This is a genomic window from Echinicola marina (assembly GCF_020463795.1).
Lineage (GTDB): Bacteria > Bacteroidota > Bacteroidia > Cytophagales > Cyclobacteriaceae > Echinicola > Echinicola marina.
The window spans coordinates 5,146,041-5,169,938 of sequence record NZ_CP080025.1; the positions used below are offsets into that span (position 1 = coordinate 5,146,041).

Consider the following 23,898-nt stretch of genomic DNA (forward strand, 5'->3'; position numbering starts at 1 on the left):
GCTAAACCCATTTAGTAAAAATGCAAAATCGTTTTATCAAATTTGGCATCATCAAAAACACTTACCACATCTAACAAAACACATTACATGAAAAAAAATGTAATTCAAATCGACAAACCTATCTTTAATAACAAAATCATGACCTTATATCTTTTTTAAAATTTTAATAAAATAATCCTTTTAATTTAAAAAATTGTGCTATTGTCCTAATTGTACAAAGCAAAAATCTTGTTTTTATTACCATAAATACACAAAAAAATCAGCGCAAAAATTAACTCCAATTATTCAATAATGCCATTATAAATTGATGTGCATTTACTCCATCACCGGAAAAACAAAAATAACCAGAGCATCCTCCTATAAAAAAGTCAGACACCCCATATAAATGAGCATAGGGCCTGATACGCTGTTAAAAACTAACAATTTAACCGGATGATGAAGAACCAGACAATCAATTGCTTTACTGTATCCATAAATTAAAACCTCACTAATCGTAACACATTAGTGAGGTTTTAATCTTTAACCCTGCTTATTAATTAGCGATCGTAGTGTGGTTTTAAACCCGGATTATGCATTAGCAATCGTAGTGAGGGCTGAAAATGCAAGAAAACAAGCCAGTTTAGTATCCTAAGCGTAGTACCGCTACGATGTAAAACTAAAGCAAAACGAATGATTTTATCCACCGTGGCAAATAAGGCCGAAATACTTGTGCGTCGCGGTGTAGATAGACCAATGCATCTTCGCGTTTAATGACAAAACACTACTTATTCACGCCTACCTTCTTTTTAGACGATTCCCTTTCATTCACCGAAGCTTGCAGCACAATTTTCTTCACCTTTCTGTCCTCCACATTTGTATCGATAAGTTCCAACATGGTACTGATTAATTTCTCCGCTATCTCCTCTTTAGGCTGAACTATACTGGTCACTGTTGGCGTATTGAACTTAAAAAACTCATTATCATCAAAGGCAATGACAGCAATATCTTCTGGAATTTTTATCCCCATCTCCTTCATGACTTGCATGCCCTTCATGGCCAAATAATTAGTGGCAAAAAAGATGGCGTCCAAATCTCTATTATTTAGAAAATAATCTTTTAACGCCTTAGCGGTATCTGCAGAAGAGTAGGAACCAAAGGGCACCTTCAATACTTTTGGACTGATCCCCAGTGTTTTACACATTTGATCATATGCCTCCATCCTATCGTGCATTTGGGACTGGTCACTATCGAGGGTGACCAATCCTATATTCTTCAAGCCATTGTTCAAAAACAAATCCAGTCCTTGTTTCGCTCCCTGAAAATTGTCAATGACCACATGGCTACATTCCACATCCGGTAAATACCTATCAAAAAGAATCATTGGATTCCTGTCATTGGATAGTTCTTTGATAAACTTGGGGTCCATCCCCACAGGAGGCGTCAGTATATAACCGTCCACTTGTAAATCCTTAAAAACCCTGATCAGTCCCATGGTCTTTTCGGGGTCATTATTGGTACTACTGTAAATGATCTTGTATCCATCCTTGAATGCCTGGTCCTCAATCATCTTAGCAATCGTGGCAAAAAATGGATTGGATATATCCTCCACCATAAAAACAATAATATTGGATTTTCCTGTCCTTAAGCTTTTCGCCAGCTGACTGGGATAATAGCCTATTTCTTTGACATAAGCCTGTACCTTATCGATCAATTTCTGACTAATTCTATTTTCCTCGGCCTTACCATTCAATACAAACGAAACGGTTGTCACAGAAATATTTAGCTCCTTGGCGATGGCTTTTATAGAGTGTTTCTTTTTTTGCATTTGCGGGATTTATACTAAGCAAAAATGGTTCCTTTATCGGTCCCATTTGAATTTGTTAAATACCAAATATAATCTATTTTCTTAAAAATTAAAGATTCTTATTTATCTAAGCTTTTAAGTACAGAAAACAAAAGGCCATTCCCAGGAACGGCCTTTTGTAATCATTGGTAAGAAATAAATCATTCCACATCCCACCACATTCTAGTGGTATATAGATCCAGTCCTTGCCTCGCCACTGCTGCATTATACCCTTCTGGATTATTGGCTGCTTCCGCTCCTGGATATCTCAACCTCCTTGGAATGGTACCATTGGTTTGATTTCCAGGATAATTCACAGGAGTCAATACTGGAAAACCTGTTCTTCTCCAATTGGCATATGCCTCATATTCATTCAATAAGGTAGCCGCCCAGTATTGCTCACCAAGTATCCTGTCCCACTCTGCGCTATTGTAGGGGTTGGCAGCCAAATAAGCTACGATATCAGCATCTGCTACCTCCAAACTGGCATCGTATACTGTAAACTGTTTCATGGCCGCGGTTACTCCTGCATTATAATGTTCTGCAGCATTACCAGATGCCCAGTCCCGCTCAATGGCTTCAGCTATTAAAAACTCTACTTCTGCATAAGTCTGAAAAACCATTGGCGATTCTCTCAAAACAAACAGGGGATTGATCCTACTATAATCATCCCTTCTTGCCGAAGAGGTGTAAAGCGGATCAAAATTCTCAATGGTATTTCCATCATAACCGTTGGGAAGTCCCATAGGCTCTCCCCCATTTCTCACCCAGCTTAATTTCTCTAGCCTAGGATCATTACCTGCAACCATCCAATCCACAAAGGTTTTGCTCAATACCCCTTGATCATCATTGGTATAATTAGTACCGTCCCAGTTGAACACTTCTCCAATTCCGTTCCTATTGATGCCCGCAGGACCATCAGTGTGGGAGATAAAGCAGATATCCTCATTGCTGGTCATCACCCCACCAGCAATGGCTTTTCCAACATATTCTTCAGCCAAACTGGGAGCTACTTTGCTCATACGCATGCCAATCCTCAACATCAACGAATAAGCAAACTTCCTCCATTTATCAAGATCTCCACCATAGATCAAATCCTGACTGCCGGGATTTGTCTGAGCAGCATCTAAAAGACCCGCGGCTATTTCTAACTCATTGGCCAAATCAGGATAGATTTCTTCTTGAGGATCATAAGCAGGAAAGAAGTTTTGGTCAATAAACCCCTTGCCTGCATCGAAATAAGGTACATCACCATAGATATCGGTTATCCTTTGGAAAGCAAAAACTTTCCAAATCCGAGCAATAGCATGGTAATTTACGTTCGAAGGGTCATTGCCTTCTTTTGTGGGATCTGTAATATCTGCCAGGTTGACCAAATCCTTGATATAATTCACATACGCCCTATCCCATAATGCAGCAGAATAAGAATCATTGTGTAGGTACTTGTCCCCTACCCAATAAGTCGCCAAGGCAGCAAAATGCTGTATCATCACGGACTGATAAATCATCACTGTTCGCCAGTTCTCATACCGTTCACCGGATGTTTGAAGCTGGGTATAAGCTAAAATAAAGCCTGGGTCAATCTCACTGGCAACTCTAGGATCAACGTTTAACTCTGCCAAATTATCAGTATTACAGGCATTGAAGGACACCATTAACATGAGGCACAAAGCTGTAATTTTTATATATATCGTCTTCATTGTTTTCATAATTTTGGAACCTTCAATTAGAATTTCACACTTAAGTTAAAACCATAACTCCTCGTCTGAGGAACCCCGTACCACTCCAGGCCTTGTCCGTTGGATGAACTGTAAGTTGACTCTGGATCGATATTATCCACTTCACTATGAATCAACCATAAATTCCTGCCTATTAACGATAAACTTGCTGAACTGAAGGGAGTGTTCCTTAACAAACTATTGGGGAATACATAGCCCAAAGAAACCTGTCTTAATTTGATATAATCGGCACTGTACACAAAATATTCGGTGATGGACGCCAACTGACTGTAATAGTTCTGTACAGTGGTAATACCTTGGTTACCAGGATCACTAGCAGCTATTTCCCAAGTTTTAGGATCACCATTTTCATCTACACCAGAAATGGTCAAACCATTTTCCCTACCTTCCAAGGTTGCCTTATGCATACCGTTGGAATAGGAATTGGCATTTGTACCAGAGAATAAAGACCCTCCAAACTTAAAGTCTACCAAGAAACCTAATGTAAAATTCTTAAAGGCAAAGTTGTTATTCCAACCACCTGCCCAAGGTGCAACGCCATCACCTAAATAAAAGGCTCCGCTTTCCTGAACAGGCAATCCATTGGCATCATATACCTTCTGCCCATCAATTCTCCTATGCTTTAGACCTACGATCACTCCATAACCTCCTTCCATGTACATCTGGGTTTCTTCATCCACATAAGGAATTCTATGCTGGATATTGGCACCTCCGCCTCTTGGCGATTCCACAGATAGCACCTTGGAATCTCCAAATAATTGGTCCACATCATTTTTATTATAGGAGAAGTTCAAGCTCGTATTCCATCTCAGCTGACTACTTTCCAAAATAGATCCAGTCACCAATACTTCATGACCTGAATTGGACACCTTGCCTACGTTTACAGTAGCGTTGCCATAGCCGGAAGTTTGAGAAATGGTCGCTTGGATAATATCATCCCTTGTCTCCCGATTATAATAGGCATAATCTATACCCAATCGATCCTCAAAAAACCGAATATCCACGCCTACCTCAAACTCATTGGTCCTCAAAGGCTTCAACTGGCTATTAGGCACACTGGTTTGATCGATTCTACCCAAGGCGGCCCCATTATGCCCCTGGCCGAACAAACTGTAATTGAGTATCAATTGATAGGGATCTGTACCTCCACCAGCTCCGGCCATGGAGGCCCTTACCTTACCAAAAGATATCCATTCTGGTAATTCAAATGCTTCTGAGAAAACAAAACTTGCTCCCACACTTGGGAAAAGCAGGTCATTTGAATCTGTAGGTAATGTGGAGTACCAATCATTTCTGGCGGTCGCATTTAGGAATAATAAATCTTTATACGAAAACTCAGCAGATCCATAAAGTGAATTGATACCAAATTCCCTGATACTGTATATAATGGATTGCTGACCTCCATTGGGCAGTGTATGTAAAAACGGTACATTGAAATTCGTGGCCCTACCGCCCAAAACCTCATATTTATTGGTCATGGTACTGCCTCCTACAAATGCGCTCACACCAAAATCCCCCCATTTGTGATCTGAGCCTAACATCCAGTCCATATTAATTTCCCGGACCCGATGTTCTTCTTCGTTCAAAGCACCCAATTGAATATAGGCCGTACCATAGGGCTCTAAACTTCTCCTTCTGGAAGTATAGAAATCCGAGCCTATCCTACCTTGCAAATACAACCAATCCGTAAAATCGTACCTTGCTAATGCTGAGCCTATCACCCGGTCCCTGATATTGGAATTTTCAAATTGATAAGCCGCCCAATATGGATTTTGGGTAAAAGTATTATCCACATACTGAAGCTCGTAACCATCAGGCCTTGCCCCTAATTTGTTGGGGTCTCCTTTCAAATCAAGGACATTAATACTTGGTGGCAATACCGATAAGGTTGCGTTGCCATTACCAGGCGCATCCGATAGCCTTGCCCTATTGCTTACATCTTCTCTTGAATATTGGATTTTAGCAGAAAGGGTTAATTTCTCTATATAATTGGCATTGGTGGACAACGTAGCGGTTTGCCGGTTCATCCCTGAATTAGGGGTGATTGCCTGATTTCTCAAATCGGATACAGAGAATCTAAAAGTTTGCTTATCATTGCCGCCACTTAAAGCAACTGTGTTGGTCCAAGTAGTCCCTGTCCTATAATACCTGCCAAAATTATCTCCAGCATACACATAGGGCCTTTGTTCACCATCAAACTGATAAACCATAGAACCATCAAGTTTACCTCCCCAAGCCGATGCTCCATATAAAAAGCCTTGGCCCTCATTAGCCGGTTTTAAACCTGCATTACCATGGCCATATTCTTGTTGGAAATCAAAGCGATTAATAATGCGGTCAGCAGTAAACTGGGAATTTACCTCTACTCCAATGCCTTTTCTATTTACACCTTTTTTCGTGGTGATCAATACCACACCATTCGAAGCTCTGGAGCCATACAGTGCCGCAGCTGTATTACCTTTCAGTACACTCATGGATTCTATATCATCCGGGTTGATACTGGTCAATCCATCTCCCCAGTCAACTCCCCCCCCACATACCAGCACTACCCAGTTGGGAATTATCCATTGGTACTCCGTCTATTACGAACAATGGTTGGTTTTGGCCACTTAAAGAAGAGTTACCTCTGATAACTATCCTACTCGAACCAGCTACACCAGAACCAATATTGCTCACATTTACACCGGCTACACGTCCCTGGATCTGATCTCCCAAACTAATTTCCCGGGCCTCCACCAAATCGTCCCCACCTACTTCCGTAACTGAATAAGCCAGGGATCGCTTCTCTTTTGCAATACCCAAAGCAGTCACCACCACCTCGGACAAATCTGCCAAATCCTCTTCCAAGGTCACGTTAAGGCTACTTCGGTTTCCTACCGTGAACTGTTGTGAAACATAACCTACAAATGAAAATTCAATTATGGTTTCATCAGTAACATTTATGGAATACTTACCATCAAGATCTGTCACTGTACCTGTATTGGTAGCTGTATTCCGGACATTCACCCCTGGAATGGGCTGCCCATCTGAAGAACCTATCACGGTTCCACTCAGTACTCTATCTTGCGCCTGGACCTCCAGGTTGATCAATAGTGCCATAGAAAATATGGCCAGTAAAATTTTGCTCATAAATTTTAGGATTTGATTAAGGTTAAGAAGAAATAATTACTTGTAAATTCAAGTTTAAAACACTGGCGTGTTTTCCCGGGTGCATTAAGGTGGGTAGTTAAACGTGCTAGGGTAATCTTAAGCTCTATGGTAAACTTTCAGAAGCCAATCTCCAATTTACCTCCTTCCATACATCTATAAACGAAATTTCGTTGATCTTAGATGTATCCTATTAAATATAGGAATTTCAATCAAAACACAAAACATATAACCTATAATTTTATAAAAAATGAGAGAAGGCAAGCACTAATTCAAAATATATAAAACTTCATTCAATCAAATTCCCTCGCCTAATTTTAATTCACCAATTACCCAAGATCCGGAGAATCTCCTCCACGGGCAGGACAAGCCTTGGGAAACCAGATGACTGCCGTGAAAATAATCCAATATTAATGAATTTAACATTTTTAACGTCCTTGCCTTAACCTGTATTTAACCCCTAGTTAAGCCGTGTTTATCCCGTGTTTTAGCCGTGTTTCTCTTATCAGAAACTTAGGTTTGTCTTAGGGTCATCTTGGGATTGCCCTCACCTTAGTTCCTAGAATAGTAAGGGAACATACCCTTCAATATTTCGGCTATAAGAAGCTTGAGCCCCCTTTTTTATATCACCATGATAGGGCAACAAGCTATTTACTTGTAAGGGAACATTGTCAACTAACATGATTACAAATTATTTTTTTCAATAAAAAACCAACGTAAAACGACTATTAAAACTATTTAGTAGCCAAAATGCAAAAGCCTCCTATGGATAACTTCAAAAATTTGGAATGGTTTTGGCATTAACTCAGACAAATCAACTTATAGACAAAAAAGTTGAATTAACTACATAATAAATACATTATATCAACAATGTCAAAAAGCTAGTAAAGCAACATTACTAGCTCAGATGATTAAACTAAACCACAGCGTTATGAATAAGCAGAAACTAAATAAATGGTTGGGTATATCCCTCTTGATGTGGTTAACAATTGCAATTGTAACCCCAAAACAAGCTAAAGCAGAAGCACCTATTGGCGTATCATTCCAGGTCTTTTATGACCAACTGTCCCCCCATGGAGACTGGGTAGAAGATGCACGGTATGGGTACATATGGCTGCCATATGTCGATCACAATTTCCATCCCTATGGCACAAATGGTCACTGGGTGATGACAGAATACGGTAACACCTGGGTATCCGATTATAGCTGGGGATGGGCTCCGTTTCATTATGGTAGATGGTTATATGACGATTATTACGGCTGGGCATGGGTTCCTGGATATGAATGGGCACCTGCCTGGGTAAGCTGGAGAAATGGTGGCGGATATTACGGATGGGCACCTTTGGGACCAAATGTTTCAATCAGTGTAAATATAGGTATACCTAGTTTCCACTGGGTTTTTGTCCCTCATAGAAGATTTACCCATAGACATGTTTACCGTTATTATGCCCCAAGAAGGAATATAGTAAATATTTATAACCAAACGACGGTTATCAATAACACCGTGATTTACAACAATCACCGCTATATCGCTGGACCTGGAAAACAACATATAGAAAGATACAGCAGAAGCCGTGTGCCGGTTTACAGGGTGAATTCCAGCCAAAAACCTGGAAGAACTAACATCAGCAGGAACGCTGTAAATGTTTACAAACCACAAATAAGAAGTAATTCCGGAAACTCCAGGTATAATGCCAAGCCTAGTAAAATCACTAGCCGTCAAAATGCCAGAGTAAACAGAGAAGAATATAGTAGGGGAAATACTGCGATCAGAGGCAACAGAAGTAATACCAACTCACGCAGCTATGGAAATTCAAACACCAATAGATCTTCCTCGCCATCTGCCACTTATAGAGGGTCTTCCCCTAGCAGATCTGAGCAATCTAATTCCAACAAACCAAAAACGATGAAAGCCACTCCTTATCCTAATGGCAGTAATAATCGCCAAGTAAGGAGTCCTAGAAATACAACTTATGAGTCAAATAAAGGAAACGCTTATTCTGGCAGAACAAAAGCTTCTCCAAGCACAAGAACAAAAAGCAGTAGTCCCAGTAGGGTATCAAGGCCTTCAAGCTCAAACAGGCAAGTAAAAAGCCAACCAAGCAGAAGTCGTACTGCCGTGAGCAAAAGTCCCCAAGTCAGAAGGGCTCCTGCCACTAGAAGTAGTTCTAGAAGCTCCAATTCAAGTGCCAGCAGTAGAAGATCTTCCAGTAGCAGAGGTAGGTCAAACAACTAATTTGACTACTTAAATAGAGAAAAAGATGAATGTTAGGTGATAGATTATTAAAAGCTTGTCAGATGTGCTGGCAAGCTTTTTTCATTTGCCACTGATCATTTGATATAACCAAACTAGACATATACAGAAGACACCATTCGATAGGTTCCGCTTAAAGCGGTAAATTAAAATTCATTAAAATAAAGGCTTATAATGGCTCCAGTGGGCATTTTCTTTAAAAACGGAAAGAATTTAGCCAAAATAAAAAAACGGAGCATCCCCTTCACAAGTACCAGATTTACAGCTATAAACCAGCAAAGGAAAAAACCCTATCCACTTTTGAAAGGGAAATCTCTTGCTCAAAACCCTTGAAAACTAAATAATCTCCCTATATTCACGTTTTTAATAGCATAAACTTAAAAAATTTAACACTATGAGCAGATTCACAGAAGTTAAGGATTTGATTGATTCTTTAGAAGATGATTTCGAAAAGTTCTACGAAAAAGGAAACAAAGCAGCTGGTACTCGTGTAAGAAACGGCATGCAGGCAATTAAAAACCTGGCTCAGGACATCAGAAAAGAAATTACTGAGATCAAGAATTCAGAAAAATAATTCTATTTCTTTTTGACCAAGTCGAAAAGTAAATCAGTATTCAAAAACATGCCGATACTATATAGTACCGGCATGTTTATTTTGGAGCCTGATCGATCTCTACAGTTCCCTGATCGAAATATCCTTAAATTTCACAACTGATCCATGGCCTAAAAATCCAATATGCCCCCTTGTTCTGGATAGACCTGGATGCTCCTTTCCATCGAGTGTTCCACCCTTACTAGCCCTCTCAATATCCCCCTTCAAGATCGTTTTTCCATTGAGAATAACCTTGATTTTATTACCCTTTACGATCACCTCTTCACTGTTCCACTCACCAACAGGCTTTAAGGCCCCTCTCTTTGCAGGGATCACACCATATACAGAACCATGGTACTGATATTCTTTAAGATGGGCATATTTACTTGCCGTATTATCCAAGATTTGTAATTCCATCCCCGCATAAGCAGCATCCCCCTTTAATGGAGCTCTAATCCCCAAACCATTGTTCGCTCCAGGAGTCAATAAAAAATCAAATTTCAAATGAAAGTCGGAATACTCCTTCTCCGTATACAAATTACCACTTCCTCCCCTATCCGGCCGAATGACCAACACACCATCTTCAACTACATAGTCGGTCTTGTTCCCCACCCATCCAGTAAGGTCCTTACCATTGAATAATTGGGTAAATCCAAGAGGAGGCACTAGCCCAACAAGTGAAATTATGCTGATTCCAGCAAATACTAAAAACACCCCTTTTAAAAGGGACCTATTTAAATTGTGTTTTTTTATCATAAACATTAGTAGTTCGTTTAATAATTATCTTTTATGTGTATCCGTTTTACTGCACGTATGGGTAAGTGCCCGCAATAACGAGCCTTTCAAAGAGTCCTTTGCCAAAATATCTTCGGTTCAATCTGTAAACAAACTCATTTAAATAGTTCTGTAAATATTTATAAGTTATCATGTGATATACCCCCAACAGGGTTCTTTTAAGATTACTGATTGCTTTGTGTACCCATTTTAAGGTGTCGTTTACGGACTCCTTTCCCGATGGAACGGCCAAATGGGTGGCCACCACTTCCTCTATTTTCGAGTAGGCCGTGTTCTTGTCTGTAAACAGTACCACATCCCCTACGGTATTGGCCCGGATAAAGGCATTGACACTCTCGCAGTCCACTTTGTCCATGACCCTCATTTTGAAATAGCCACAGCGCTTTGTTTTCTGCCCGGAATCCAGGTCTTCCAAGGGTACCGATTCGGCCGCCACCGCTACTGCGGTCTGTTTCTGGCTGCCTTTTCCACGTTTAAGCTGACCCAAGATCTGGTTCTCCTGTACGGTTTCCATATAACACTCGTCATATTCAATCATGTCACTGAGGATATAAAGCTCATCTCGTTGTCCCATGGCTGACCGTATCCTGTGCATCAGACGGAAAGTGGTCTCATATCGGCTAAGCCCCAGTTGCCGCTGGAGCTCAAGGCAGGAAAACCCTTTCTTGGTCGCCGACATAAACAGCATGGCCAATAGCCAGATACGGAGCGGAAGCTTGCTGTTTTCCATTACCGTCCCTGATTTAAGAGAAGAACGTCTCCGACAACTGCTGCATTCGAAAAACCTGCCGTTGGCAAACCAATAGTGTCGGGTTATCTTCTCACAGTTTTTGCACCGTATACCGCTTTTCTCACGGTATTTCTTGATGTATTGTTCACAACTTTCCTCATCTGGGAAATGGCCCGTAAATTCTATAAGGTTCATAGCTTTTCTTGTTTTTATGCAAGAAAACAACTATCCTGATACCTTGAAATTTAATGACACGTATTGTCATATTTTATTACGTGCACTCTTACGGATACACATATTATCTTTCGTTAAAAACCCTATATACCAATAATTATTTAGGTATCGTAAGTTAAAAATAAGAAACCCTCCAATAGTATAGGCACTTTTACCACTTTAATCTCAAACTCCGTTATCCCTCCTTAAAATTATATAGCTTAGATTTGGCTATTCTATTGAAATTATCATTATCGAATAAAATTCCCGAGGGTTCATTTTTGATCTGACCCTTTTATTATAAATTGACTTATTAAACCATTTTTGCCCATTTTCACGTAATTAACTAATATAAACCTATTCCAAACCTAAAATTCAATTCACCCCTAAAGACTCATGAAAAATCTATTGCTAATGGCATTTGCACTGGTCTTTTTGACTTTTGCTTCAAAAGCCAGTTCGCTTGAAAATATGGTAGAACTGGACACCGCGACCTTTGCCGCTGGCTGTTTTTGGTGCACTGAAGCACAATTCTTACAGCTTGAAGGTGTCAAGACAGTAGTTTCCGGTTATACTGGAGGAACGGTCAAAAACCCTACTTACAAACAAGTCTGCACAGGTAAAACAGGGCACGCTGAAGCCATACAAATCACCTATGATCCCAATATCATCAGCTACGATGAACTCTTGGAAGCTTTCTTTATTTCCCATGATCCTACACAGTTAAATAGACAAGGGAATGACGTGGGCACACAATACAGATCGGCTATATTCTATCACAATACCGGGCAAAAAGAAATGGCTAATTATTATATCAAAAAACTGACGGAAGAAAATATCTATCCAAAAAAAATCGTCACTGAGGTATCTCCTGTAGGAGAATACTATGTAGCAGAAGATTATCATCAAAACTACTACGCACTCAACAAAAACCAGCCTTACTGCCAATTTGTGATTACTCCAAAGCTGGAGAAGTTCAAAAAAGTGTTTAAAGAAAAGCTTAAATGAACATTAAAATCAATCTATCATGAAAAAATTGATGCTTATAACCTTGTCGCTAACTGTCCTCTGTAGCTGTAGTATGGGACAAAACAATACAGAAAAAGCTGAAAACCCCTACTATTCTAGAACTGATACCAGCAAACTTCAAGTCACTGATACAGAATGGAAAAAGATACTTTCTCCTTTTCTTTATGCTGTGGCCAGAGAGGCAGCCACTGAAAGGGCATTCACCGGAAAATATTGGAATGCAGATGCTAAGGGCACCTACTACTGTGCGGTTTGCGGTAACAAGCTATTTCTATCAGAAGCTAAATTTGAAAGTGACTGTGGTTGGCCTAGCTTCTTTGAGGCTGTAAGGAAGAACAGTGTCATTTATAAAGAAGACAACAGTCACGGAATGCAAAGAATAGAAGTATTATGCGGTAGATGTGACTCCCATCTCGGCCATATCTTTAATGATGGGCCTCCTCCTACCCACAAACGTTTCTGCATGAACTCAGTTTCCCTGGATTTCGAACCGCTGCTTGGGACCATTTCCCAATGATGCTAAGCTAATATTGCACAATTTCAAAACCCAATAGCTACTTTACCCAAAACATGGCATTTAAGTAACACCCTATTGTCTCACCCATTTATGGCTTAAATCGGATTATTCATTAGTGATCGTAGTGAGGACTTGTATCCCCAAAGGACAAATCCAGTCAACTAAAAAAAGCCCACTATTTTTTTCAGTTTCCTTAGATTTTAATTTCGCATATTTGTTTAAATTAAATAAAATGTATATCCGCAATTGCACCAGTAAAGGTTAAAAGCGAATCGAAATGTTGATTTTAGTTAAAATATCAACTCCTTCGGTCTTCAGTCTTCAAACTCCCGACCGCTTAAGCAAAGGATTTAAGGTTACTGGCATCTTTGCGGATAATCAGATTAAATAATTACACATCAGTAATTCATTCACCCAAATAACTAAAATCATTTGTAAATAAATGAAATCCCCCCATTGCTTCATTCTTCTTTATATCCTTGTTTTGGCCACCCTGTTTTCTTGTGGCCCAAAAGAAGCCTCCAAAAAATATAAAATAGGCTTCTCCCAATGTGTCAGCAATGATGCCTGGAGAAAAGCCATGCATGACGAAATGTACCGCGAACTGTCCTTCTATCCTGACTTGAGTTTGGAAATAAAGGATGCAAAGGGGGACAATGCTACTCAAATCCGCCAAATAAAAGAACTGGTGGAATCTGGGATTGACTTATTGATTGTATCACCTAATGAATCATCGCCGATAACCCCAATTGTAGAGGAGGTTTTCCAAAATGGAACACCAGTGATCGTAGTAGACCGAAAAACTTCCTCAAACCTATATTCGGCCTATGTAGGTGGCAATAATTATGAGGTGGGATTCACGGCAGGACAGTATATCCGTAATCTTCTAAATGGCAAAGGTGAAATTTTGGAAATTTGGGGGCTTAGAGGTAGCTCCCCGGCTGTAGAAAGACACAGAGGGCTGCTCAATGCTTTTCAAGGTTCAGACATTAATATTGTCACTGAGATCAGTGGACAATGGGAAAAAGACACTGCCAAAAACCAACTAAGGGCCCATCTGTTAAAAGAAAATATTCCTGAATTTGACTTAATATTTGGTCATAATGATGTAATGGCCATAGGCGCACATGAAATATGCAATGCATTAAATATCCACCATAAAAAATTCCTGGGAGTAGACGCCCTTCCCGGTCCTTACGGAGGAATCCAAGCTGTAACAGATGATGTACTCGACGCTACTTTTTTCTACCCCACTGGTGGAGACAAATCCATTGAAGTGGCCCATAAGATACTTAAAGGTGAATACTTTGAAAAAGAAAACATCCTTCAAACAGCCGTGGTTGATTCATCCAATGTCCGGATCATCAAACAACAGACAGATAAAATCATAGATCAACAAGACAATATTACCCGTCAAAGAGACCGGATCAATATTCAAATGGAGATTTACAAAAACCAAAGAACTTTTCTCTTTGTTTTCGGCCTTACTTTGGTAGTAGCCATCATTTCACTGGCCTATATTTTCAAATCCCTAAGAGATAAACAAGAAATCAATGAGGAAGTAAATAATCCTCGGGGCAAGCCCACGAGGCATTATTGGTCAATCGAATATTTTTAATTGATAATTGGTCTTCAGTTTTTTATATCCTTTTTCCAGCCCTTGACTCTTTACATAATTAGCGATCTTTTCCTCTGTTCCATGTTGGCCTACCGTATTGACAAAATATCCCTTACCCCAAAACTCCCCTCCCCAGAGCTGTTTTTTCACCTCTGGGCATTCTTTAAACACCTCTCGTGACACTAAACTCTTTATCTTTCTCACTATTTTGGTTATACTATACGTTGGAACCGATTGGATCAGAAAATGTACATGGTCAGCATCTGTACCGATTTCCAGAAATTTAATCTCATATCTTAGTTCTATCTGTTCACACGTCGATGTCAGAACTTTATCAACCTCTTTACTGAACACTACTCGTCTATATTTTGCTGAGCAAACTATATGGTACAGCAAAACTGATACATTATGACTCTTATGGATATACTTACTTTCTTGCGACATCGAGTCACAAGATAGTAAAACGAGGCTAGCCTCGGGGAATTTGACCCTAAGAGATTAAAAAACAAAAACAAGGAGATCTCAGAACAAAAAGACAAAGTCCTTGAACTATCCCAAAAGGCTGAAAAAGCCACTCAACAAAAATTTGAGTTCTTCACCAATATTTCCCATGAATTCAGGACTCCGCTTACTTTGATCCAAGCTCCAGTTGAAGACCTCCTAAACAATAAAGATGCCGCTCCCTTTAAAAATGATCTGTCATTGATAAGGAAAAATTCAATGCGGCTATTACGATTGGTCAATCAACTAATGGACCTGAGAAAGTTAGATTCTGCAAAAATGCATATAAAGGCTGCGGAACATGACATCATTCCTTTTTTGGAAGAAATCATGTCCTCTTTCCAAAAATTAGCACTGCAAAGTGGCATTACCTTTAAACTTATAACAGAAGACAGAAATCTCAAGTTATGGTTTGATCCCATGATGCTGGACAAAGTCATGTTCAACCTACTTTCCAATGCTTTTAAATTCACACATGAAAAGGGAAGCATCATCATTAAAGTAGAACAAAATGCACTTTCAAATGAAGTACTGATAAAAGTTGAAGATACAGGTGAAGGTATGTCTGAAGAATCTGTCAAACATATATTCAACCGATTTTATCAGGGAGAGAATTTTTCCCAATCTGGATCAGGTCTTGGCCTGGCACTGTCCAAGGACTTGATTGAACTACATCATGGACATATAGAAGTTGAAAGCCATCTGGGTAATGGCACTAAATTTTCTGTTCATCTTAAAAGCGGAAAAGCCCATTTTAATTCATCTGAAATAATCGAAGGTGAGCATCAGCAATATTTCTCTGAAGAAAACATAAGTTTTGAAGATTTTGAGCCCCGCCCTGTGATGGTTGAAAGTGACGAACCAAAAGAACATACCGTTCTTGTCATTGAAGATGAAAAACCCATACGGGATTATCTGTGTAAGCAGCTGGGAAAACACTTTCATATCATCCAAGCTGAAAATCTTGAAACAGGTCTAAACAAGGCCCTGGACCAAGTTCCCGACCTTATTACCATTGACCTGATGCTCCAGCAGAAAAACGGATTTGATATAGTTAAAATCCTGAAAAATGACATCAGAACCTCACATATCCCCATCATTGTAATAACTGCTAAAAAAGGAATCGAAGAACGCATAAAAGGCATCAAACTGGGAATAGATGATTATATCACCAAACCATTTAGCTTTGAATTGGTCCTCGAAAGAATCAAAATGCTCCTGGCCAATAGGCAAAAATTAAGAGAACATTATATTCATGAATTGCCTGTCGAAAATACGGCCATTACTAAACAGTCTCCTGACAAAAAGTTTGTAAGTAACTTCACTGCACTGGTGGAGAAAAATATCTCCAATTCCCAATTTGGCGTCAATGAAATTTGTCTGGAAATGGGACTTTCCAGAGGCCAGCTTTACAGAAAATTAAAAGCCCTTTTGGGATACAGTGTAAATGACTATATCAATAAGGTCAGATTAAAGAAAGCCAAACACCTCCTTTTGACAGAAAACTCTCCCATTGCTGACATTGCCTTTCAGGTAGGTTTTACGACTTCAGCCTACTTTTCCACTGCATTTAAAAACCACTTTGGCATTACGCCTTCTGAGTTTAGAGACCAACAACATCAAAATTGATTCAAATTTGAATCAATTTTGAAAACCTGACACAAAATTGAAAGTCTAAAAACTCACAAATCCACACCGAAACCGATTGAAATCAACAATACACCTTGATTTTTTATTTATCAAGCCCTTTTGATCTGAAATTGTAATTTTTTGAAACAAGATCAAAATTTCCCTCCATTTATACTTCATAGCTTAGTCCTAACAATAAGCCATGAAAGAAATAACAATATATTACCTTGACATTAACCTACTATACAGTCTTTTATTTTGTACAGTAATAATAATGATTCAGAAAGGAAGTCCTGAAGTTCTCAAAGGGAACGTTATGATTTCCCATACACTTTCTATCACTGTTATGGGGCTTGCGATCCTTGATTATCCAATCCTAAAAGCCAGTAGTAAGAACCAATTATTTCACTCCCAAACACTAACTGAAACTGCGGTCTATAATTACCCAATAAGTACGGCTATACCTTTCCTTTTACCCTTTAATTCTATCATTAGCGGAACCATATATACTGCAGCTACTTGTCCTGTTTTATATACAGTTAATGACATCCATAAAACCCAACCAACAAAAATTAACCTAAACAATAACAAAATGAAAAACCCATTTACCCTATGAAAACAAGTGTATTAAGTCTATTATTTGCCCTTTTGCTTGTTTTGCCACTTATGGCACAAACCAGAGAAATCACAGGCAAAGTAACCGACCAGTCCTCAGGAGAAGCCCTTCCTGGTGTGACGGTGCAAGTACAGGGCACCACCCAAGGTGCCATCACCGATTTGGATGGAAACTATTCCATCACAGCTGGTCCCGATGCAATTTTAGTATTTTCCTTTATTGGTTATGCATCAGTATCAGAAACAGTCGGCAACAGAAGTATTATAGATGTGATCCTAAGTCAAGATATTTCCAATTTGGAAGAGGTGGTAGTAGTGGGATATAGTTCCCAGAAAAAATCAGATATGACTGGAGCAATTGTAGCCGTGGACTTGGCTCCCTTAGAGGGACAAAGCATGAGTACCGGTAACCCCATGCAGGCCTTACAGGGCCGTGTTCCAGGTTTATATGTCGAAAAATCAGGCGATCCTTCCGGTTCCAATAGCAGAATCCTGATCCGAGGGATAACCACGCTGGGAAACAACGATCCATTATATGTCATTGATGGTGTCCCAACGAAAAGACAAGAGGTTTTTGCCAGTCTTAATCCCGAGGCCATAGAGTCTGTACAAGTATTAAAAGATGCATCCGCTTCTTCTGTATATGGATCCCGGGCAGCCAATGGTGTAATCGTGGTGACTACTAAAAACAAAAGCCTAGGTGGTGATAAGTTTAGCGTAACCTTTAACACCAATGTTTCAAGACTATCCGAAAAACCACAACGATACGACATGCTCAATGCAGTCCAAAGAGGCGAAGTGCTGTGGCGCGCCTCTGTCAATGATGGCGCTGACCCCGCAGGTGGATATGGAGAAATCTATAATTTTGACTGGAACGGTGATTTTGACAATCCAGTTTTGAACAGCGTTACGGTCCAACCTTTCGTGGGTGGTGACGAAACAGTTCCTGCTGGAGATACCGATTGGCAGGATGCGACCTATGAAACAGGCTGGGCTTTCAATAATGAATTGACCGTAGCAACCAATTCAGAGAAATCATCGCTGATGATCAATTTAGGCAACTATAAAAACACGGGGATGCTTAAATACACCAATTATGAGCGAAACACTGCTCGGATCAACGCCAACACTTGGCTATTTGATGATGTTGTGAAATTTGGGATAAATACCCAATTCAGCTCTTCCAATGAAACGCTCGCCACTCCTGATGTGGGTAGTGCTCCTACTCCCGGACTGGCCATCTATATGGCACCAACCATCCCTGTATATGATATCAACGGTAATTTTGCAGGACCTCTAGGAGCAGGGTATTCGGACAGAAATAATCCAGTTCTCATGCAATACATCAACAGATGGGACAATACCCGCAAAAACAATTTTTATGGAAATGTATTTGCAGAAATCAATATTTTGGAAAACCTAAAATTCCGCAGCAGCTTGGGCCTTGATTATAGCGATTTCCAGAAAAAAGACATAGAGCCCAAAGTAAACAATGGCTTTATCACTAGGAGCAATAACAGGCTTATTTGGGATACCAATAAGTTCACCAGCTTGGTATTTTCCAATACCCTAAACTACCAACTCACTAAAGGATCACACAGGTTTGAAGCCCTTTTGGGAGTAGAATCCATCAAAGACGATTTGAATAGTTTAATAGCTACGGCCGATGGTTTTGCGGTTGAAACAGAATCCTATTTTGTACTGGATGCCGCCACAGGAGCAAGAACCTCCAATGGCCGCTCCACAGGTAACCGCTTATTGTCACAATTCGGTAAACTGAACTATGCCTTCGATGACCGTTATTTGGCTTCTTTTACCCTAAGGCGTGATGGTTCTTCCAGGTTCGGTAGCAATAACCGATATGGTGTGTTCCCAGCTGCTACCGTTGGTTGGAGAATAAGTAATGAAGAATTTCTTAAAGACAATCCTACCCTTTCTGATTTGAAACTGAGAATTGGCTATGGGGAAGTTGGTAATCAGGAAATTGGAGACTTGGCCAGGTTTGGTCTTTATGAATCCAGGTATGGCCCGAACCAAGCCCAATACATCGGTGGTTTTTTTGAAATCTACTATAATGTGGGTACAGCCTATGATATTAACGGAAACAATACAGGAAACCTTCCATCTGGCTTTGTTTCCATACAAGCTGAAAACCCTGATTTGAAATGGGAGACTACCAAAGAATGGAACTTTGGCTTAGATTTCAGCCTGTTCAATTATGCCATCAATGGCTCCTTTGACTATTTTACCAGAGAGACCAGTGATATCCTAACCACTCCTCCGATTGCCTCTGTAATAGGTGAAGGACAACAGCGCGTATTAAACGGAGCTACCACCAAAACCAATGGATGGGAACTTGCACTGAACTATGCCAAGGACTTTGACAATGGGATGACCTTTACCATCAATACCAATTTTGGGGCTTTTGCTGACGAAATCACCTATTTGCCTGAAGAGGTAAGGGCAGCTTTCCCTGGAACTGCACAAAACTCAATCATTGGCCATTCGCAGTTCTCCATATTCGGTTACCAATATGATGGACTATTCCAAAGTCAAGAGGACGTAGACAACAGCCCGGATCAGGTGGGTGCAAGACCCGGTGGCTTGAAGTTTAAAGACATCAATAATGATGGGGTAATAGATTCTGATGATAGGGATTTTATCGGCACCACACTTCCTGCCTTAGAATACGGTGTAGGCTTTGATCTTTCCTATAAAAATTTCGACTTCTCCATCTTTGGTTCAGGCGTTACAGGAAGAATCGGACAGGACCCCTATATTTTCTGGAACAACTTTGTTCAAGGACGTGAAAATGCAGGTTTAGGTGTTTTGAATGCTTGGACCCCGGAAAACACCAATACAGATATTCCTTCCCTTTCCTTGGCTTTCAATGACCAAAGAACCTCTGATTACCTTTTCAGAAACAACTCCTATTTTAAAATCAGAAATCTCCAAATTGGCTATTCCTTACCCGAATCCATCATCAACAAATGGGCAGGAATGTCTAGACTGAGGGTATATTTCCAAGGGGAAAACCTCTTGTATTTTACACCTAGTGGCTATATCGGATCTGATCCTGAGCGTACAGATTCAAACAGAATCCCGGTACCCACCACGCTTTCACTAGGACTTAATGTAAACTTCTAAAATTGGAAATCATGAAAAATTATAAATTATATATCTCAGCTATTATACTAGGGTTTTCCTTGGTTTCTTGTTCGGAAGACTTCCTTGAATATGAACCCGAAGGCGTACTCTCTAGTGAAAATGTGGCCACTCCAGAAAATGCTGAAGGATTAGTGATTGCAGCTTATGCAGGCATTGGCAATGATGAAATGGTGGGCCCCCTTACCCATATGTGGGTATTTGGTAGTGTTCGATCAGATGATGCCTATAAAGGCGGAGGTGGCCGTACCGATGTTGGGGAGATTGACAGATATGAACAATACAATTTGACCATTCCTGACCAAGGTGATTTTATGGCCCCAAGGACATGGACCAATTACTACAAAGCCATCTCCAGAGCCAATTTTGCCTTGCAGGTGATCAATGAAATTCCTGATGGAGCTTATGCCAATAAGACAATAAGGCAAGCTGAATTGAGGTTTTTGAGGGCTCACTCCCACTTTATGCTTAAAATATTGTTCAAAAAAATCCCCTATATCACAGAGGAATTAAGTCAAGAAGAAATCGGCCAAGTAAGCAATGAGATCCCCAATGATGAGCTTTGGGACAAGATTGCGGATGATTTTCTTTTCGCCTATAATAACCTCCCACAATCCCAGGATGAAGTAGGTAGAGCAGACAAGAATGCTGCTGCTGCTTATCTGGCCAAAACACGGCTATTCCAAGCTTATGAACAAAACGAAGACCATCAGGTTACCAATATAAATACCTCTAGATTGGAAGAAGTCATACAGTATGCAGATGAGGTAACCGGCAGCTTGGAAGATGACTTTGGGAACAACTTCTTGGATGGTTTTGACAATGGACCAGAGTCCATTTGGGCAGTACAGTTCTCCATCAATGACGGGACCACCGTGGGACGATTAAGCTTTGTAACCGGATTAAACTCACCGCATGGAACAGGATTATATGGCTGCTGTGGCTTTCACCTTGCCAGCCAAAACATGGTCAATGCCTTCAAAACAGATGCAAATGGCCTTCCCTTATTGGACGATTTCAATAACGAGGACATTTTCACCAATTTATTGCCTGATGGCACGACTCCTGCATCTACAGGACTTACCGTAGACCCTAGATTGGACCACACAGTAGGGATACCAGGAAGACCATTCAAATACAGAAATACTGTCAACTCAAGTGGTGACATGGTCTATAACTTCAGCTGGGCAAGGGATCCAGGGGTCTATGGCTATTTTGGAAATATGAAAGAACAACAAGCTCCAGATTGTTCTTGCTATAAAAAAGAAGGCCCTTTTATCGGCACCTCAAAAAACATAGATTTTATCCGCTACGCTGATGTATTACTATGGAAAGCAGAAGCATTAATCCAGTTGGACAGATGGAACGAGGCCCTTCCATTAATTAACGAGATAAGGGCGAGAGCGGCTGCCAGTACTTCACGACCACTCAATGCCGGTGCAGAGGACATCTACAATATTGGACTTTATACCTCCTTTCCCAATAAAGAGTATGCTTGGAAAGCTTTGAAATTCGAAAGAAGATTAGAATTTGCCATGGAGGGTGACCGTTTCTTCGATTTGGTGAGATGGGGTGAAGCAGAAGAAGTACTGAATGCCTATCTGGCTGAAGAAAAAACCAAAAGGGACTTCTTGTCCAGTGCTGAATTTACCGCTGGCAGGGATGAATATTATCCTATTCCTCAAAGGGAGATTGACTTTACGGGTGGGCTTTATAAGCAAAACCCTGGCTATTAAACCTGTTGTATGGGCGGACGGATGAAAATCTGTCTGCCCTTTCAAAAAAGAATTATAGAAGAATTGTGTTTTTTTATCCGAAATTATTTCAAACCTTTAAAAGGTCAACTAAATCGATTAACCCATGAAAACTTCACTTTTGAAAAGTTTATTATTTGGAGCCTTCATTTTACTCCTGACATTTACCTCCACTTGGGCTGGAGAGATTGAACTTAGGATTACCAAAAATTACCTTAACTTCCCTGTTAGTCATCAAGAAGACCGGCATAAAATGACCTTCCATATTCCTGGTCAAGCAGACTTAACCGTGGTCATTCGGCTATCTGCTGATGAACCTGACTACTGGGTATTCAAAGATGTTTCCAACCTAAAAGGTAAAACCATAAAGATTTCCTATGAGGGAAATGAAGCTGGGCTGTCCAAAATCTATCAGGCAGATGAGATAGAAGGGGAAGCCAATATATACCAAGAGAAAAACAGGCCTCAGTTTCATTTTACCACACAAAGGGGCTGGATCAATGATCCCAATGGACTGCTTTTTCATGATGGGGAATACCACCTCTTTTACCAACATAATCCCTATGAAAGGGAATGGGAGAATATGCACTGGGGACATGCGGTGAGCAAGGATCTTATCCATTGGGAAGAACTTCCGGACGCCTTATACCCCGACCATTTGGGAGCCATGTTTTCTGGATCAGCAGTTATTGATTATAATAATACAGCCGGTTTTAATAAGAAAAACACTCCTGCTATGATTGCTGCTTATACAGCTGCAGGTCCTGAAAAGCAAGTGCAGGCCATCGCCTATAGCCTGGACAATGGACGCACCTTCACCAAGTATGAGGGCAATCCTGTTATTGATTCAAAACACATCTGGAACAGTCAAGATACACGAGACCCCAAGGTCTTTTGGTATGAACCTGGAAAACACTGGGTCATGGTCCTCAATGAAAGGGATGGCCATTCCATCTATAATTCCAATGATCTTAAAAATTGGGAATACCAAAGTCATATCACAGGATTCTGGGAATGCCCCGAATTATTTGAATTACCCATAGATGGTGATACCAATAACACCCTTTGGGTGATGTATGGGGCTTCAGGAACCTATATGCTGGGTGATTTTGATGGCAAGACCTTTACGCCTAAAGCAGGAAAATACCAGTTCACCTCTGGTCCTATTTATGCGGCACAGACATTTACCAATGTCCCCAATGGACGTAGGATACAAATAGGTTGGGGACAAATCACACATCCAGAAATGCCATTTAAAGGTATGATGATGCTCCCCACAGAACTAAGCCTCAAGGAAACCAAAGATGGGCCAAGACTCTTTAACCTTCCCGTAAAGGAAACTGAGCAGCTGTTTACGCCCATTCAACATTGGGAAACGCTCTCTGCGGAAAAAGCAAACGAGGCCCTAAAGCCACTTTCTGAATCTGGGGAAGTACGAATCAAAACCACCATCAAGCTTTCCCACGCGACCAGTGCTGGCTTGAACCTTTTTGGTCAAAACATCTTGAATTATGACCTTAACTTCAACAAAATTAACGGTGTATTCTATTCCCCCAATGATCCCACAAGCATGGAAATATCAGCAGATATCTATATTGACCGGAGCAGTATTGAGGTATTTGTGGACGGAGGGGCACTAACATTGATTATGCCGAGAAGACCAGACACCAACAATAATGAAGGCTTCCATTTTTGGGGCAACAATATTGAAATAAAGAATTTGGAAGTATTTGAGGCTAAGTCAATATGGGAATAGCCTCAGTCCCCTCCTAAACACA

17 protein-coding genes are annotated in these 23,898 nt (G+C 40.4%); 10 read left to right on the plus strand and 7 right to left on the minus strand.

Annotation, left to right across the window (positions count from 1 at the left end):
* Positions 1-760 precede the first annotated feature (760 nt).
* The 4 genes from KZP23_RS20965 to KZP23_RS23085 form a co-directional block, all read right to left on the minus strand.
* Positions 761-1,804: a LacI family DNA-binding transcriptional regulator gene (locus tag KZP23_RS20965; RefSeq protein WP_226333773.1), complete on the minus strand. Its 1,044-nt coding sequence runs from the start codon at positions 1,802-1,804 to the stop codon at positions 761-763.
* Between the two features lie 179 nt (positions 1,805-1,983).
* Entirely contained in the window at positions 1,984-3,522 is a 1,539-nt protein-coding gene (locus KZP23_RS20970; RefSeq protein ID WP_226333774.1) for a SusD/RagB family nutrient-binding outer membrane lipoprotein, read from the minus strand.
* A 26-nt stretch (positions 3,523-3,548) separates the two neighbouring features.
* On the minus strand, positions 3,549-6,068 hold the full coding sequence (locus tag KZP23_RS20975; protein ID WP_262904757.1) for a SusC/RagA family TonB-linked outer membrane protein: 2,520 nt from the start codon (positions 6,066-6,068) through the stop codon (positions 3,549-3,551).
* Positions 6,069-6,081: 13 nt separating this feature from the next.
* A complete protein-coding gene (locus KZP23_RS23085; RefSeq protein WP_262904758.1) occupies positions 6,082-6,690 on the minus strand; it encodes a carboxypeptidase-like regulatory domain-containing protein in 609 nt (202 codons plus the stop codon).
* Positions 6,691-7,639: 949 nt separating this feature from the next.
* Between KZP23_RS23085 and KZP23_RS20980 the strand changes: the two genes are divergently transcribed.
* Both KZP23_RS20980 and KZP23_RS20985 read left to right on the plus strand, forming a co-directional pair.
* The gene (locus tag KZP23_RS20980; RefSeq protein ID WP_226333775.1) at positions 7,640-8,944 is read left to right on the plus strand and encodes a DUF6600 domain-containing protein; all 1,305 of its coding nucleotides are present in this window, start codon (positions 7,640-7,642) and stop codon (positions 8,942-8,944) included.
* A 412-nt stretch (positions 8,945-9,356) separates the two neighbouring features.
* Complete coding sequence (locus tag KZP23_RS20985; RefSeq protein WP_186756927.1) at positions 9,357-9,536, plus strand: histone H1; 180 nt, start codon at positions 9,357-9,359, stop codon at positions 9,534-9,536.
* A gap of 99 nt (positions 9,537-9,635) precedes the next feature.
* Here KZP23_RS20985 and KZP23_RS20990 read toward each other — a convergent pair whose 3' ends face one another.
* Positions 9,636-10,316 carry a 3-keto-disaccharide hydrolase gene (locus tag KZP23_RS20990; RefSeq protein ID WP_226333776.1) on the minus strand — a complete coding sequence of 227 codons (681 nt, stop codon included), beginning with the start codon at positions 10,314-10,316 and terminating at the stop codon, positions 9,636-9,638.
* A 40-nt stretch (positions 10,317-10,356) separates the two neighbouring features.
* Positions 10,357-11,274, minus strand: a complete 918-nt coding sequence (locus KZP23_RS20995; protein ID WP_226332547.1) for an IS1595 family transposase — start codon at positions 11,272-11,274, stop codon at positions 10,357-10,359.
* A 414-nt stretch (positions 11,275-11,688) separates the two neighbouring features.
* On the opposite strand from KZP23_RS20995, the gene msrA reads away from it, so the two are divergent.
* The 3 genes from msrA (at position 11,689) to KZP23_RS21010 (ending at position 14,456) form a co-directional block, all read left to right on the plus strand.
* Entirely contained in the window at positions 11,689-12,300 is a 612-nt protein-coding gene (msrA, locus tag KZP23_RS21000) for a peptide-methionine (S)-S-oxide reductase MsrA (RefSeq protein WP_226333777.1), read from the plus strand.
* 19 nt (positions 12,301-12,319) lie between these two features.
* Positions 12,320-12,838 (plus strand): peptide-methionine (R)-S-oxide reductase MsrB, encoded by a 519-nt coding sequence (gene msrB, locus KZP23_RS21005; protein WP_226333778.1) that lies wholly within the window; start codon positions 12,320-12,322, stop codon positions 12,836-12,838.
* Positions 12,839-13,280: 442 nt separating this feature from the next.
* A complete protein-coding gene (locus tag KZP23_RS21010) occupies positions 13,281-14,456 on the plus strand; it encodes a substrate-binding domain-containing protein (RefSeq protein ID WP_226333779.1) in 1,176 nt (391 codons plus the stop codon).
* Here KZP23_RS21010 and tnpA read toward each other — a convergent pair.
* A complete protein-coding gene (gene tnpA / locus KZP23_RS21015; RefSeq protein ID WP_226332611.1) occupies positions 14,439-14,900 on the minus strand; it encodes an IS200/IS605 family transposase in 462 nt (153 codons plus the stop codon). The two genes, KZP23_RS21010 and tnpA, sit on opposite strands and share 18 nt — an antisense overlap.
* Positions 14,901-14,975: 75 nt before the next feature.
* Between tnpA and KZP23_RS21020 the strand changes: the two genes are divergently transcribed.
* The 5 genes from KZP23_RS21020 to KZP23_RS21040 all read left to right on the plus strand — a co-directional run bounded on the left by KZP23_RS21020 (position 14,976) and on the right by KZP23_RS21040 (position 23,876).
* A complete protein-coding gene (locus KZP23_RS21020; protein ID WP_262904796.1) occupies positions 14,976-16,586 on the plus strand; it encodes an ATP-binding response regulator in 1,611 nt (536 codons plus the stop codon).
* A gap of 202 nt (positions 16,587-16,788) precedes the next feature.
* A complete protein-coding gene (locus KZP23_RS21025; RefSeq protein WP_226333780.1) occupies positions 16,789-17,202 on the plus strand; it encodes a hypothetical protein in 414 nt (137 codons plus the stop codon).
* Positions 17,199-20,348 (plus strand): SusC/RagA family TonB-linked outer membrane protein, encoded by a 3,150-nt coding sequence (locus KZP23_RS21030; protein ID WP_226333781.1) that lies wholly within the window; start codon positions 17,199-17,201, stop codon positions 20,346-20,348. Before KZP23_RS21025 ends, KZP23_RS21030 begins: the two co-directional genes overlap by 4 nt.
* An 11-nt stretch (positions 20,349-20,359) precedes the next feature.
* Entirely contained in the window at positions 20,360-22,102 is a 1,743-nt protein-coding gene (locus KZP23_RS21035) for a RagB/SusD family nutrient uptake outer membrane protein (protein WP_226333782.1), read from the plus strand.
* A 124-nt stretch (positions 22,103-22,226) separates the two neighbouring features.
* On the plus strand, positions 22,227-23,876 hold the full coding sequence (locus KZP23_RS21040) for a glycoside hydrolase family 32 protein (RefSeq protein WP_226333783.1): 1,650 nt from the start codon (positions 22,227-22,229) through the stop codon (positions 23,874-23,876).
* Positions 23,877-23,898: the final 22 nt, after the last annotated feature.